Below are 14987 nucleotides of genomic sequence, written 5' to 3' on the forward strand. Positions count from 1 at the left end.
TGAACCGAGCACCGCAGGTTGCCCGTAGCGCAGCGAAGGGACGCAGCAACCAGGGTCGCCTTTTCTTTTGCTTACTTTTCTTTTGGCGAAGCAAAAGAAAAGTGAGTAGCCGCCGGGCTACCCCCGGCCAGCAACACTCAGCAGAGGGCAAAACGCTAGAACAGGAAACGGCCTAAGGAATCAACCCCAAAGCATGCATATACGCCGGCTGCACCATCAACTCATCCCACCCAACCCCCCTCCCCTGCGGCAGCAACGCCAGCCGCCGCAACTCGCTGGCCTCCATGGCTTCCCACTGGCCCTTGAGCAGGGCCTCGGCCATGCCGTCCAGCAGTTCGTCGACGGGCTGGCCCTCGCCCACGGACTGGTTGCACAGCAGCACCATGTCGCAGCCAGCGTTGAGCGCCGTCACCGCGGCTTCGGTATAGCTCACCTCTTTGCCGCCGATCAGGCGGGCGCCGGCCATGCTGAGGTCGTCGCTGAAAATCGCGCCGCCGAAGCCCAGCTGGCTGCGCAGGATGAAGTTCAGCCACTGGCTGGAAAATCCGGCCGGCCGGGCGTCGACCTTGGGGTAGATCACATGGGCGGGCATGACGCTGCTGAGTGTGGTGTTGAGCCAGCCGTAGGGTGCGGCGTCGTCGGCCAGGATGGCTTTCAGGCTGCGCTTGTCGACCGGGATGTCGGTGTGGGAGTCGGCCTTGACGAAACCATGGCCGGGGAAGTGTTTGCCGCAGTTGGCGACGCCGGCCTGCAGCAGACCGTGCATCAGGCTTTTGGCCAGCAGCGTGACGACGCGCGGGTCGCGGCCGAAAGCACGGTCGCCGATCACGCCGCTTTCACCGTAATCGAGGTCCAGCACGGGCGTGAAGCTGAAATCGACGCCGCAGGCGCGCAACTCAGCGCCCAGCACATAACCGCAGGCGGTCGCGGCATTGGTGGCGGCCAGTTGGTCTTTCATCCACAGCAGGCCCAGTTCGCGCATGGGTGGCAGGTGTGTGAAGCCATCGGTCTTGAAGCGCTGTACGCGGCCGCCTTCGTGGTCGACGCAGATCAGCAGATCTTCGCGGATGTCCTTGATCTCGGTGCACAGGTCGGACAGCTGCCGGCGGTCTTTCCAGTTGCGGGCAAACAGGATGATGCCGCCGGTCAGCGGGTGTTTGAGGCGCCGGCGGTCGGCTTTGGTGAGCGATAGACCGTCGATGTCGATGATGAGGGGGGCGTGCTGGGTCATAAGGAAATCCGGAGGTTGGGGTCAGGTGCGTTTTTCCACCACACAGAAGCTGGCGGCGTAATCGGTCTCGTCGGTCACGGTGACATGGGCCGTGAGCTCGCGCGACTCGAACCAGGCCTTGAGCGCGCCGTGCAGCACTATTTCGGGTTTGCCGCTGGCGGCCTTGGCGATTTCACAGGAGCGCCAGGTCATGGGCATGCGCATGCCCATGCCGATCGCCTTGCTGAAGGCCTCCTTCGCGGAAAAGCGCGTGGCCAGGTAGCTGACACCGCGGTCCGGCCAGCGCGCGCTGCGCTCTTTCCAGGTGGCCAGCTCGCCGTCGGCCAGGATTTTTTTGGCAAAGCGCTCGCCGTGCTTTTCCAGACTGGCGCGAATGCGGCGCACGTCGCAAATATCAGTACCGATTCCGTAGATCATGCCGGTGCAAATGCGCGGTCTATGCAGGCCAGGTAGCCCCTGACAGTGGCGGCATAACCCAGCTCCAGCGCGTCGGCGACCAGGGCGTGACCTATGGACACTTCCAGCACGCCGGGCACTTCGCGCACGAACTCGGTGAGGTTGTCGCGGCTCAGGTCGTGGCCGGCGTTGATACCCAGGCCGGCGGCCGCGGCGGCCTTCCCGGCTTCGGTAAAGCGGGCCAGGACTTGCGCTTTTTCAGGGCCTCCCCAGGCGCGCGCATAGCTTTCCGTATAAAACTCCACCCGGTCGGCGCCCACGGCTTTGGCGGCTGCCATGGCTTCCGGCACCGGGTCCATGAAGAGGCTGACGCGCACGCGGCGGTCATGCACTTGCTGGATCAGGGGCCGCAGCCGCTCGGCATCTTCGGGGAAATTCCAGCCGTGGTCGCTGGTGAACTGGTCTTCGCTGTCGGGCACAAAGGTGCACTGGTGCAGCGGCAGGCCCCGGGCGGCCAGGTCATGCACAAAACCCATGAGGTTCTGGAAGGGGTTGCCTTCGATGTTGAATTCGCGATCCGGCCAGTCTTTCATCAGTGCAGCGAGCTCAAAAACGTCGTCGGGGCGGATGTGGCGCTCGTCGGGCCGCGGGTGCACCGTGATGCCCTGGGCGCCGGCCTCCAGGCACAGCTCGGCGGCGCGGCGCACGCTGGGGATGTCCAGGTGACGGGTATTGCGCAGCAAGGCCACCTTGTTGACGTTGACCGACAGTGCGGTCTTGCCGTACGCATGGGACACGATGGGAACGGGCGAAAGGAGTTTCATGGGTGGCTCGTTAAAAAGCTTGCAGATCCATCATCATTTGCCGGGTTTTCAGGACCTTCACGCCGCAATGGTAGTGCAGCAGGGCGCGCAACTGGGTTTTAAGCTCATTGAAGCCGGGGATACAGGCCCGCACAGTGTCGGAGAACAAGGCTTCGTCGCCCAACGCCTGCTGCAGCGCCTGCCACTGCCCGCCGGGCAGGCTGACGCGGTCGTCGTCGTGCGCCTGGCGCAGGCCGGCTTCGGGCACCAGCACGTAGCGGGTGTCCGGGTCCAGCGGCGCCAGCGTGGCGGTTTCGGCGTCCAGCAGGGGCAAAAGGCCGATGTCGCGCAGCAAGCGCAACTCAAACGCGCGCAGCGCCAGCTGCAGGGTCTCGGCGCTCTGCGCGGCAATCAGCTGCACCGTGGCCGCATAGGCGTCAAACAGCACCGGGTGCGGATCGTCACGGGCCATCAGGCGCATCAGCAGCTCATTGAGGTAATAACCCGACAGCAGCGCATCGCCCGTCGGCATCACGTGGCCGCCCTGCCATTCGGCGCTCTTGAGGGTGCGGATTTCAGCGTCGCCGCCAAAAGCGATGTGCAGCGGCTGCAAAGGCAGCAAAATCGGCCGGAAACTGGAACTCGGCTTTTTGGCTCCCCGCGCCACCAGCGCCACCCGCCCGTACTTGCGCGTGAACACTTCCAGGATCAGGCTGGACTCGCTCCAGTCGTAGCGGTGCAGGACATAGGCAGGTTCATCTCCTATACGTTTGGTGACCATGCGCACCGCGACCCCACTCACTCGTAGCCAAAAGTCTTGACTCTGGCCTCATCGTCGGCCCAGCCGGAGCGGACTTTCACCCAGATCTCCAGGAAGACCTTGCCGCCGGTCAGGGTCTCAAGCTCATGCCGGGCTTCGGTGCCTATGCGTTTTAGCTTTTCGCCCTTCTCGCCAATGATCATGCCCTTGTGGCCGTCGCGCTCGACCACGATGGTGGCGGCGATCTTGCGCAGGGCGCCCTCCTCCTCGTACTGGTCGATGATGACGGTGGAGGTGTAAGGTAGCTCGTCGCCGGTCAGGCGGAACAACTTTTCGCGGATGATTTCAGCGGCCATGAAGCGGTCGCTGCGGTCGGTCAGCTCGTCGGCGCCGTACATCCAGGGCTGGACCGGCAGGTATTTTTCGCAAATGCCGAACAGCCGCTCGATGTCCTTGGCGTTGTTGGCCGACATGGGCACGAATTCGGCGAAATTGTGCCGCTCCTGCATTTCCTTAAGCCAGGGGGCGATCTCTGCGCGCCGGTGTATCAGGTCAAATTTGTTGGCCAGCAGGATCGCGGGCGTTTTTTCAGGCAGCAGGGCCAGCACCTTGGCGTCGGCCTGGTTGAACTGCCCGGCTTCGACCACAAAGACAATCAGGTCCACGTCGTTGACGGCGCCCACCACGGTGCGGTTCAGCGAGCGGTTCAGCGCGTTGCCGTGCCGGGTCTGGAAACCCGGCGTGTCCACGAATACATACTGTGTTGCCTTGACCGTGCGCATGCCGGTGATGCGGTGGCGCGTGGTCTGGGCTTTGCGCGAGGTGATGCTGATTTTTTGCCCCACCAAAGCATTGAGCAGGGTGGATTTACCCACGTTGGGCTTGCCGACAATGGCGATCAGGCCGCAGCGCTGCTCGCCGGCAGCCGGCGTGCCGGGGGCGGGCACGGCCGCGCCGCGCGAGGACAGGGCTTGCGCCAGCATGGCTTCAAGCGCGTCGGGCGGCTGCGCAGCCTCCAGGGCTTTGGCCTGCCGCGCTTTGGGCTTGGCGGCCGGGGCGACTGCCGAGGCCGTCGCGGGTTTCTTGGGTTCTTTTTTACCTGTACTCATAATCTTGGTGTGTTGGCCTGCGTCCCCGGGCGGCCGCGGGCGCGGAGTCAGGATTCCAGCGTCTTGACAAACATCAGCATGGCCGCGGCGGCGGCCTGCTCGCCGGCGCGGCGCGAACCGCCTATGCCGCGCTCGGCCCGCCCGAATTCGGCGATTTCGCACTCGACGTCGAATGTCTGCTTGTGGGCGGCGCCCATGGTGCCCACCACGCGGTAGATGGGCAGGTTCATTTTGCGCCCTTGCAACCACTCCTGCAATTCGGTCTTGGGATCCTTGCCGATGGCCTGCATCTGGGGGTTGATCTCGACGTCCTTGAAAAGGCGGCGCACCAGCTGATTGGCGGTTTCAAAGCCCGCATCGAGGTAAACAGCACCTATCACGGCTTCCAGCGCGTCGGCGAGGATGGAAGGCCGCTTGTGGCCGCCGGACTTGGCCTCGCCCTCACCCAGGCGCACCATGTCGGGCAGACCCAGCACCACCGCCAGCTTGTGCAGGGTGTCCTGCTTGACCAGGTTGGCGCGCACGCGGGACAGGTCGCCTTCGGGCAGCTCACTCAGCTGTTCATAGAGCAAGCCGGCCACCGCAAGGTTCAGGACGGAATCGCCCAGGAACTCGATGCGCTCGTTATGGTCGGACGAAAAACTGCGGTGCGTCAGCGCCTGCAGCAGCAGTTTGGGATTGGAGAACTCATGCTCCAGGCGCTTTTGCAGCGCTGGCAGGCCCGGACTCGATGTGGCGCTGGCTCGCACTTATTTGGATTTGCCGCTGTACTTGAGCAGCAAGAAGGCGGGGCCGGCCATGTGGATTTCCTTGGTGTAGGCGAAAGCCACCACGGTTTTATCGCCGTCCTTGGTCACTTCCAGGTCCTTGCCAGTGATCGATTTGATGTCGTCAATCTGGGCCGCCTTGTCGAAAATGATCCGGACTTCGGCGACGGTATTGCCGTCCCTGGCCTTGTTGGCGGCCTTGGTGATGGCCTGGAGCTCCACCAGGGTGGGGAAAACCTGGGCGGCCACAATACCCGCGCAGACCAGGATGACGCAGAAAAACAGAAGGCCGATGAAGGAAAGGCCGCGTTGCTGATGTTTCATTTTTTCTCCGCTCCGACTAAAAAATCTTCCGGCTCACTATCGGGACGGCGACACCGCCCATGACCTTATTCGAAAGAGCCGATACGTTTGAGGTTGCCGAAATTCATCCAGACAAAAAAGGCCTTGCCCACGATATTGGCCTCCGGGACAAAGCCCCAATAGCGCGAATCCTGCGAATTATCGCGGTTGTCGCCCATCATGAAGTACTGCCCCTCAGGCACCTTGCAGACCATGCCCTCGCTACTGTAACGGCAATTTTGCTTGAAAGGAAAGTCCATGACCTCACGCTCATCCAGTCCGGCGCGCCGTGTGTCGTCATTCAGCAACCGGTACTTGCGGGCGCCGTTGACCTCCTCGAACTGCTTGGCGTAGCGCAGCACGTCTTCATCGAAGAAATCCGGCAGCGGCGTCTTGGGCAAGGGCTTGCCGTTGATGGTCAGCTTCTTGTTGATGTAGGCAACCTCGTCCCCCGGCACGCCGACCACGCGCTTGATGTAGTCCAGGCTGGGTTTTGGCGGGTAGCGGAACACCATCACGTCGCCGCGCTGCGGGCTCTGGTTGTTAATGACCTTGATGTTCAGCACCGGCAGGCGCACGCCGTAGTGGAATTTGTTGACCAGGATCAGGTCGTTGACGAGCAGGGTCGGGATCATCGAGCCCGAAGGGATCTTGAAGGGCTCGAACAGGAAGGAGCGCAGCAGGAAGACCACCACGATCACCGGGAAGAGGCCCGCCGTCCAGTCCAGCCACCAGGGCTGCATGATGAGCCGGGCCCGGGCCTCGCCGAAGTTGATGTTGTCGATCTGGGTAATGCCTTTTTTGGCCAGTTCGGCCTGCCGGCTGGCGGCGCTTTCCTCGAGCGCCGCGGCGGCCTTGTAGCGCTGCGGCAGGAAATAAAAGCGTTCGGCCAGCCAGTAAATGCCGGTGACCACAGACGCCAGGAACAGCAGCAGGGAGAAATTGCCTTCGACGGCGCCGAAGTACCAGGCGGCGCCGTAGCCCACAAAGGCCGCCAGCACCACGGCGGTGATCGTGCTCATTGCGCCGCGCATCAGTCTTCCACCTGCAAAATGGCCAGGAAAGCTTCCTGGGGTACTTCAACGGAACCGATTTGTTTCATGCGTTTTTTACCCGCTTTTTGTTTCTCTAGGAGTTTGCGCTTGCGTGAAATATCGCCGCCGTAGCACTTGGCGATCACGTTTTTGCGCAGTGCCTTGATTGTCTCACGCGCAATAATGTTGGCCCCGATGGCCGCCTGGATTGCGACGTCGAACTGCTGGCGCGAAATGATCTCGCGCATCTTGGCCACCACCGCCCGCCCGCGATAGGCAGACTGGCTGCGGTGGACGATGATGGACAGCGCGTCCACCTTCTCGCCGTTGAGCAGGATGTCGACCTTCACCACGTCGGAGGCCCGGAATTCCTTGAATTCGTAGTCCATGGACGCGTAGCCGCGGGAGACGGATTTGAGCTTGTCGAAAAAGTCCAGCACGATCTCGCCCAGCGGCATCTCATAGGTCAGCATGACCTGCTTGCCGTGGTAGGCCATGTTCAGCTGGATGCCGCGTTTCTGGTTGGCCAGCGTCATGACGGCGCCCACATAGTCTTGCGGCATATATAAGTGCACGGTGACGATGGGTTCGCGGATCTCGTTGACTTTCCCGGCGTCCGGGATTTTGGACGGGTTCTCGACCTTGATGGTCTCGCCGTCGGACCTGAGCACCTCATAGACCACGCTGGGCGCCGTCGTAATCAGGTCCTGGTCGAACTCCCGCTCCAGCCGCTCCTGGACGATCTCCATATGCAGCAGGCCCAGGAAACCGCAGCGAAAGCCGAAACCCAGGGCTTCGCTGACTTCCGGTTCATAGTGCAGGGAGGCGTCGTTGAGCTTGAGCTTTTCCAGCGCATCGCGCAGGGACTCATACTCGCTGGCCTCGGAGGGGTAGAGGCCGGCGAAGACGGCGGGCTGGATTTCCTTGAAGCCGGGCAGCGCCTCGGTAGCGGTGAAAGCCGCGCCGCCGGTGCCGGGCTTGATCAGCGTGACGGTGTCGCCCACGCGGGCGGCCTGCAGTTCCTTGATGCCGGCAATCACGAAGCCCACTTCGCCGGACTCCAGCGCCTGGCGCGGCTCGGTGTGCGGGGTGAAGACCCCCAGCTGCTCGGCGTTGTACATCGCCTCGCTGGCCATCAGCTTGATGCGGTCGCCCTTGGCGAGCCGGCCGTCCACCACGCGCACCAGCATAACCACGCCCACGTAGGCGTCGTACCAGCTGTCGATGATCATGGCGCGCAGCGGACCGTCGGGGTTGCCCTTGGGCGGCGGAATCCTGGCGACAACGGCCTCCAGGATTTCATCGATGCCCATGCCGGTCTTGGCGCTGCAGGGGATCGCGTTGGTCGCGTCGATGCCGATCACTTCCTCGATTTCCTGCTTGGCGTTCTCGGGGTCGGCCTGCGGCAAGTCCATCTTGTTGAGCACCGGCACGACTTCGACGCCGAGGTCCAGCGCGGTGTAGCAGTTGGCGACGGTCTGCGCTTCCACGCCCTGGCTCGCGTCCACCACCAGCAGCGCGCCCTCGCATGCGGACAGCGAGCGGCTCACTTCATATGAGAAGTCGACGTGGCCCGGCGTGTCGATCAGGTTGAGGTTGTAAACCTCGCCGTTGAGTGCCTTGTATTTGAGCGCGGCGGTCTGCGCCTTGATGGTTATCCCACGCTCTTTTTCGATGTCCATCGAATCCAGAACCTGCGCGCTCATCTCGCGGTCCTGCAAACCACCGCAGCGCTGGATGAGTCGATCGGCCAAGGTGGACTTGCCGTGATCGATGTGCGCAATGATCGAAAAATTTCTGATGTGATTCATCAACGAGAACGCCTAAGTACTTGAAAGTATTGCGAAGAGATTGGACTCAATTCGCGAGGGGCCATAAAAAAGGGCGCGTCGATTGCGACGCGCCCTGAACCAACAATCTATGGCAACTGCGATAGTTGGAACTTCATTGTAGGCAAAAAGCCAGAGCCGAACAGTCCCGAAATCGCCATATTTTTGTCGTTGCAGGCTAGCAACAGGAATCTTATACACAACTTATTCACAATTTTAAACTGCTTGTCTCTGGACAACTTGTGGGTGATCTGTGGAGCGATGGGTATTACCCAAAATTAAGATCGAAAGTGGGATTTTGGGCTTCCCGATATATCCAAAAGACGCAGAGGCAAGCCGGTATTCTACCGAAAACCGTCCTTGACCCATTTATTGTTAGTGGTCACCAACAAAAAGCAGGCAGGAGGCCTCTCAAAAATATATTTTTCGGGGAGCCAAAAAAGGCCTGAACCCCGGCAAAACCCACAAACCCCAGCAGGGTATGGGGGCCTTGAAGGCCGGTACCGACCTCCCCCGACACCCTTGCCGGGGCCTCACCCGGGGTTGTTTGCGGTTTAGCGCGAAGGCCGGATCAACGCGTACTGCGCCCATTCACCGCGGCGGAACAGCACATTGATGGCCTTGGTCTTGTCAATTTTCGCGAGCGCAGCCTCAAATTCCTTGACGCTGGTGACTTCGGAGTTGGCGATTGCCACGATCACGTCACCCTCCTTCAGCCCGGCGCGTGAGGCCGCGGCTTCGGCCGTATCCACCTTGACGCCGCCCTTGATCTTGAGTTCCTTCTTCTGCGCGTCGCTCACTTCGCTGACCACCAGGCCCAGCGCCTGGGCCGCGCCGGCGACAGGCGGCTTGGGCTCGGGGCCCGATGCTTTTTTGGCCGGTTTTTCAGGCTCGACCTCGCCGATGGTGACCGAGAGGTCCTTGCTCGCGCCGCGCCTGAAGACGGTCACCACGGCCTTGGTGCCGGGCTTCACATTGCCGACCATGCGCGGCAGGTCGCTGGATTTCTCAATGGCCTTGCCGTCGAACTTGATGATGATGTCGCCGGCTTCGATGCCGGCTTTTTCCGCAGGTGCGCCGCCTTCAACCCCGCGGACCAGAGCACCCTGCGCCTTGCCCAGGCCTATGGATTCCGCCACCTCCTTGGTGACCTGGTCGATCTGCACGCCGATACGGCCCCGCGTCACCTTGCCGGTGCTGCGCAGCTGGTCGGATACGCGCGCGGCCTCGTCGATGGGGATGGAAAAGGAAATTCCCTGGAAGCCGCCGGAGCGCGAGTAGATCTGGCTGTTGATGCCGACGACTTCACCACGCATGTTGATCAGGGGGCCGCCGGAATTGCCGGGGTTGATGGCCACGTCGGTCTGGATGAAAGGCAGGTAGTCGCCGGTGTCGCGCTGTTTGGCGCTCACGATGCCCGCGGTCACGGTGTTTTCAAGGCCGAAGGGCGAGCCGATGGCCATCACCCATTCACCCACCTTGAGGCGGTTGATGTCGCCGATCTTGACGGCCGGCAAACCCGTCGCCTCGATCTTGACCACGGCCACGTCGCTGCGCTTGTCGGCGCCGATGATCTTGGCCTTGAATTCACGCTTGTCCGTCAGGGTGACGAGGACCTCGTCGGCGCCCTCGACCACATGGGCATTGGTCATGACGAAGCCGTCCGCCGTCAGGATGAAGCCGGAACCCACGCCGCGCGGTTGGTCTTCGTCGGGCTGACCGCGGTCGGGCCGGGGGGTGCGCGGCATGTTGGGCGGAACCGGAATGCCGAAGCGCTTGAAAAACTCCAGCATCTGCTCGTCGGCGCTTCCGCCGGCGGAAGGCTTGGCTTTTTCCAGGGTGCGGATGTTGACCACCGACGGGCCCACCTGCTCCACCAGATCGGTGAAGTCAGGCAATGTGCGGTTTTGCGCCCAAGCAGGGGCTGCCGGCACCAGTGTGGCGACGGCAGCGGCGGCCACCAGGCCGGCAGTCAGGCAGGAGCGCAGGGGATTCCAGTTCAGTTCAAGCATCGTCAGCCTCGTCAAAAATTTGGTCATCAGGCCATCCAGGCCGCCGCCGGAAAGAGCCGGCCGCCGGAACGCCAGGGGCATATTATTTCCTGCGCTCCAGGCCGTTGGCAAAGAGCTTCAGCGTTGCCATGGGGACTTCGCCCATGACGGTGACCCAGTAGGCGTCCAGTTGCCGGGTGATGGTCTGGGTGGCGCCCATCGACAGGCTGGATTCGCGCTCATGGCGTTGCCGGTCGAAAGGCTCTACAAAAATGGAGACCGAGGCCAGGCCGTCGGAAAAAATCCATTGCAGGGGCTCCTCGCCGGGCGCCGGGCTGGCCGTCACCGGCCGCTTGTAGCAGCTCATGGGCTTGAAACCCGCCACCGGCGCCTTCAGCACCCAGCCTTCAGCACTCGCGGAGGTCTTCACCAGGACCGGTTTTTCCACGCGGTAGCCCTCGACCTTGCCCATCATCTGGAGCAGCTTGTCCATCTTGACCGGCGCGTCGAGCTGCAGTTCGGAAAACGCCGCCTGCTCCAGCACCTTGCCATCGGTGTCCAGTGTCTGCAGCTTCACGACCAGGCCCTTTTTCTGCTCGGTCCAGACACGGTAGCCGAAGCGCATGCTGTCCTTGGGCACCAGCAGCACGATGTCGGCTTCGACGCCGGCCACGCGATCGGTGCCCTCCTGCTTGACCTTGTAGAAATCGGCGATGCGGCTGTCGGTCGATTGCAGCAGTTGCGGGAACATGCCCAGCGACTCGCGCTTTTCACTGCGGACCACCTTGTGGTCGGGCATGAAGGTGACCACCTGGTCGTTGTGGCGGAAGATGGAGCGCGGCGCGCCGGTCAGCGTTTCGACCCGTTCCATCTGCTGGTCGCCTTCACAGACATGCCAGATCTTGGCGCTGGACATGGCGCCGCCCGACGAGACCACAAAGGTGCCGATATAGGAACGCTTCCTGGAGGCCTCATGCATGCGCATCAGCCAGTCGTTGATGCTGCGGGATTCCACGGCCGATGCCGCAGGAGGCGAGGCCTGCGCCGCCACGTGCCCCATGGCCGGCAACGTGCATCCTGCCAGGGCGAGAAGACGAAGAAGCTTGAGGTTCATGGTGTCGCCAAAGCCCGGTCGCGGCGCAGCGCGCGTTCAGCGCCCGGCATTGCGAGGGGTCTCAAAAGTGGCATTGCGCAGGAAGCCCGAGGGCTCCTGCAGGGCCGAGGTGCCGCCCAGCTGCTTGTGCGCGGCCAGCAGTTCTTCAAGCCGCGCATCGCGCACCATGGGGCCTTGCGGCGAAGCGACCACCACCTGCTGGGAGGAGGCAGGCGCTTGGGCCAGTTGCGGCGCGGCGGGGGGCGACAGCAGGCCGGCGGCGTTCCACGCAATGGCGGACACCGCCGCGAGCGACGCGAAACCCGCCACCAGCTTCCAGCGGAATTCTCCGTCGTTGGAAGCCTGGCTGCGGTGAGGAGGCAGTACCAGGGGCAAACCCTGGACGGCCGGCTGGGCGGGACGGGACTGCGCACCCGGCGAGGCTTCCTGCGCCAGGCGCTGGTTCAGGCGGCTCAAAAATGCCGTATCCACGCCGCGCAGGCCCTGTGAAGGCGATCGCAACGCATCGCCGATCAGGTGATAGGTGTCCCAGCAGGCCACGGCCGAATCATCGTGCCGGCTGGCATGCAGCGCGGCCGCAAAGTCTTCCCCGCCCAGCTGGCCATCGGCCAGTGCGGACATGAGTTCGCTGGTTTGCATAGACGGTTTCATGATGTTCGTGGTGTCCGTGGTGTTCGGGGGTAGCGGGGCTGCCGTGGTGACGGGCTGAAAATACCTGGTTTGCTTCGTGGCTTCATGATTGGCTCCTGGGTGCTGCGGCCTCACCAGCGCTTGCCGCTCTGGTTTTCCAGCAGGGGTTTCACCTTCTGTGAAATCGCTTCACGCGCCCTGAAAATCCGGGACCGCACCGTGCCTATGGGGCAATCCATGGCCTCGGAAATCTCTTCATAGCTCAAGCCCTCGATTTCACGCAGGGTGATGGCCTGACGAAGTTCCTCCGGCAGGGCCTCCATGGCGGCATTGATGATTTCCGCGATTTCCTTGCTGGCCAGCACGGCTTCCGGCGTTTCCGAGCTTGTTAGTTCGTTTTCCAGCGGGGAAGTTTCATCGCTTTCCTCGCTTTGGCCTGATTTGAAGGAATTTTCGGAAACAGTCGGGTCCCGTTTGAGGTCCATCAGGGCTTTTTTCGCGGTATTCACGGCGATCCGGTACAGCCAGGTGTAAAACTGGGCCTCACCCCTGAATTGCGCCAGGGCCCGGTAGGCCCGGATAAACGTCTCCTGGGCGATGTCTTCCACCAGGTCCACGTCGCGAACCATGCGGCCTATCAGGCGCTGGATGCGCCGCTGGTATTTGATGACCAGGAGCTCATAGGCTTTCTGGTCACCCGCGACGGTGCGCTCGACCAGCATGGCGTCGCTGTCGATGGCTTGCTCCGCCGGCAATGGTGGCAGGTCAGCGCTCATGGAAGGTTTGGCGTGCCGTCAATGGAGTGCATAGCCCCCGATACTGCCACAGCCGGTGCCCCATCCATCCGCAGTGAATCGTGCTGCCAAGGCACAGCGGCCGCCTTGTGCGGCGAAAAAGCCGCCCGGCGCAAGTCCAGCCAGCGCTCGGGCATGCTGCGCCGCTCCATCCAGAGCCACAAACAGGCATGGGCCTGGTTTTCGAGCCGCAGCAGCATGGCATGCTGGAAATCAGCCAGCACCGACAGCCCGTACTCGGCGACGCCGGCCTGGTAGCCCGGACTTTCCCAGCGCCAGACCTCGCCGTCCCAGGCGAGTTGGCCCGCCGGAGCGTTGCGCCAGCCGGTATAGGCCGCGGCGCCGGCGCCAAGCACAAAAACAAGCGCCAGCGCGATACGCCAATCGAGTGGCCTGCCACCCTGGAGAAACCAGGCCAGTGTCAGGAACAGGCCGCAAAGCCACAGGCACAGCAAAAGCGCGCCCAGGAAACGCGAACGCCCCAACGGATAAACAACCGGAGGGGCGTTGTGTGTGGTCAAGGGTTTGGCTTGCGATGCATGCGGGAAAAATCAGGCGCGCTTGAAAACCAGCGTGCCGTTGGTACCGCCAAAACCGAAGTTGTTTTTGACGGCGAGCTCGATCTTGGCGTCACGCGCGGTGTTGGCGCAGTAGTCAAGGTCGCACTCGGGATCCTGGTTGAAGATGTTGATGGTCGGCGGGATCTTCTGGTGATAAAGCGAGAGCACGGTAAACACCGATTCGATGCCGCCCGCCCCACCCAGCAGGTGGCCGGTCATGGACTTGGTAGAGCTGACCACCAGGTCCTTGGCGTGGCCGCCGAACGCCGCTTTGATGGCATTGGTTTCGTTCAGGTCACCCAGTGGCGTGGACGTGCCATGCGCATTGAGGTACTGGACCTCATCGGCGTTGACACCGGCGTTCTTCAAGGCCATCACCATCGAGCGGCGCGGGCCGTCGACGTCGGGGGCGGTCATGTGGTACGCGTCGGCGCTCATGCCGAAGCCGGTCAGCTCGGCGTAAATTTTTGCGCCGCGCGCCTTGGCGTGTTCGTACTCTTCGAGCACCAGCACGCCGCCGCCCTCGCCCAGCACAAAACCATCACGGTCTTTGTCCCAGGGGCGCGAGGCTGTTTTCGGGTCTTCGTTGCGGGTGGACAGGGCGCGGGCGGCCGCGAAGCCGCCTATGCCCAGGGGAGACACGCAGGACTCCGCACCGCCGGCCACCATCACGTCGCAATCGCCGTACTCGATCATGCGGGCCGACAGGCCGATAGCATGCAGGCCGGTGGTGCAGGCCGTGACGACCGCGATGTTGGGGCCCTTGAAGCCGAATTTGATGGACACATGCCCGGAGATCATGTTGATGATCGAGGCAGGCACAAAAAACGGTGAAATCCGGCGCGGGCCGCGATTGACCAGCTCGGTGTGCATCTGCTCGATCATGGGCAGACCGCCAATGCCAGAGCCGATATTGCAGCCGATGCGCGTGGCCAGTTCGTCGCCCAGCGCCTCACCGGTGGGCAAACCGCTGTCGGCCACTGCCTGGAAGGCCGCGGCCAGTCCCAGGTGGATGAAGCGGTCCATGTGCCGGGCTTCTTTTTCGGGGATGTAATCCGCGATGTTGAAACCCTTGACTTCGCCGGCGAATTTGCAGGCGAGATTGCTGGCATCAAACCCGGTGACAAGGTCAATGCCGGGATTGCCGGCAAGAAGATTGGCCCAGGACTCGGCCACGGTATTACCTACCGGGCTGACGCAACCCAGACCTGTCACGACGACACGACGACGGCTCATTCAGAAATCCTGAAAAGAACCTGAAAAGGCCCTGTGGCTTTTCAGGCTTGATGACGGCAGAGTCACAGGCGAAAACCTGCGGCCTCAGGCCTTTTGATGGGTGTTCGCGTAGTCAATCGCGTTCTGGACGGTGGTGATCTTCTCGGCGTCTTCGTCGGGAATCTCAATGCCGAACTCGTCTTCCAGAGCCATAACCAGTTCTACGGTGTCAAGGGAGTCTGCGCCCAGATCGGCCACAAAGGCTTTTTCATTGGTGACCTGGCCTTCTTCCACGCCGAGTTGTTCGGCAATGATTTTCTTAACACGTGCTTCGATATCGCTCATAGTTCCCTCTGAGGGTTGTAAATTAATCCGTGATTTTACCGCGTTAGAGTCGTTTCCCTAAGCACCG

16 protein-coding genes are annotated in these 14987 nt (G+C 62.3%); all 16 read right to left on the minus strand.

Annotated elements, in window-relative coordinates:
- Positions 1 to 172 precede the first annotated feature (172 nt).
- Entirely contained in the window at positions 173 to 1231 is a 1059-nt protein-coding gene (gene nagZ, locus AC1D1F_RS21600) for a beta-N-acetylhexosaminidase (RefSeq protein ID WP_477700830.1), read from the minus strand.
- 21 nt (positions 1232 to 1252) lie between these two features.
- Complete coding sequence (gene acpS / locus AC1D1F_RS21605) at positions 1253 to 1648, minus strand: holo-ACP synthase (protein ID WP_477678613.1); 396 nt, start codon at positions 1646 to 1648, stop codon at positions 1253 to 1255.
- Positions 1645 to 2451, minus strand: coding sequence for a pyridoxine 5'-phosphate synthase (locus tag AC1D1F_RS21610; RefSeq protein WP_477678612.1), 807 nt, complete (start codon positions 2449 to 2451; stop codon positions 1645 to 1647). Before AC1D1F_RS21610 ends, acpS begins: the two co-directional genes overlap by 4 nt.
- Positions 2452 to 2461: 10 nt before the next feature.
- The gene (gene recO, locus AC1D1F_RS21615; protein WP_477678611.1) at positions 2462 to 3211 is read right to left on the minus strand and encodes a DNA repair protein RecO; all 750 of its coding nucleotides are present in this window, start codon (positions 3209 to 3211) and stop codon (positions 2462 to 2464) included.
- Between the two features lie 17 nt (positions 3212 to 3228).
- On the minus strand, positions 3229 to 4173 hold the full coding sequence (gene era / locus AC1D1F_RS21620; RefSeq protein WP_477678615.1) for a GTPase Era: 945 nt from the start codon (positions 4171 to 4173) through the stop codon (positions 3229 to 3231).
- A gap of 173 nt (positions 4174 to 4346) precedes the next feature.
- A complete protein-coding gene (gene rnc / locus AC1D1F_RS21625; RefSeq protein WP_477678610.1) occupies positions 4347 to 5048 on the minus strand; it encodes a ribonuclease III in 702 nt (233 codons plus the stop codon).
- Positions 5049 to 5390: a DUF4845 domain-containing protein gene (locus AC1D1F_RS21630; protein WP_477696238.1), complete on the minus strand. Its 342-nt coding sequence runs from the start codon at positions 5388 to 5390 to the stop codon at positions 5049 to 5051.
- 65 nt (positions 5391 to 5455) lie between these two features.
- Positions 5456 to 6430 (minus strand): signal peptidase I, encoded by a 975-nt coding sequence (lepB, locus tag AC1D1F_RS21635; RefSeq protein WP_477678608.1) that lies wholly within the window; start codon positions 6428 to 6430, stop codon positions 5456 to 5458.
- Between the two features lie 11 nt (positions 6431 to 6441).
- Positions 6442 to 8253, minus strand: coding sequence for a translation elongation factor 4 (lepA, locus tag AC1D1F_RS21640; RefSeq protein WP_477678607.1), 1812 nt, complete (start codon positions 8251 to 8253; stop codon positions 6442 to 6444).
- A 572-nt stretch (positions 8254 to 8825) separates the two neighbouring features.
- Positions 8826 to 10283: a DegQ family serine endoprotease gene (locus tag AC1D1F_RS21645; protein ID WP_477696239.1), complete on the minus strand. Its 1458-nt coding sequence runs from the start codon at positions 10281 to 10283 to the stop codon at positions 8826 to 8828.
- An 82-nt stretch (positions 10284 to 10365) separates the two neighbouring features.
- Positions 10366 to 11376 (minus strand): MucB/RseB C-terminal domain-containing protein, encoded by a 1011-nt coding sequence (locus tag AC1D1F_RS21650; protein ID WP_477678964.1) that lies wholly within the window; start codon positions 11374 to 11376, stop codon positions 10366 to 10368.
- Between the two features lie 36 nt (positions 11377 to 11412).
- Positions 11413 to 11997, minus strand: a complete 585-nt coding sequence (locus tag AC1D1F_RS21655) for a sigma-E factor negative regulatory protein (protein WP_477678965.1) — start codon at positions 11995 to 11997, stop codon at positions 11413 to 11415.
- 140 nt (positions 11998 to 12137) lie between these two features.
- Complete coding sequence (gene rpoE / locus AC1D1F_RS21660) at positions 12138 to 12782, minus strand: RNA polymerase sigma factor RpoE (protein WP_477655996.1); 645 nt, start codon at positions 12780 to 12782, stop codon at positions 12138 to 12140.
- Positions 12779 to 13321: a hypothetical protein gene (locus tag AC1D1F_RS21665; protein ID WP_477678980.1), complete on the minus strand. Its 543-nt coding sequence runs from the start codon at positions 13319 to 13321 to the stop codon at positions 12779 to 12781. The genes rpoE and AC1D1F_RS21665 overlap by 4 nt, the downstream gene beginning before the upstream one ends.
- A gap of 30 nt (positions 13322 to 13351) precedes the next feature.
- A complete protein-coding gene (fabF, locus tag AC1D1F_RS21670) occupies positions 13352 to 14596 on the minus strand; it encodes a beta-ketoacyl-ACP synthase II (protein ID WP_477678979.1) in 1245 nt (414 codons plus the stop codon).
- 84 nt (positions 14597 to 14680) lie between these two features.
- Positions 14681 to 14920, minus strand: coding sequence for an acyl carrier protein (acpP, locus tag AC1D1F_RS21675; protein WP_007873885.1), 240 nt, complete (start codon positions 14918 to 14920; stop codon positions 14681 to 14683).
- Positions 14921 to 14987 lie beyond the last annotated feature (67 nt).

The organism is Polaromonas sp. P1_H6 (assembly GCF_056405195.1).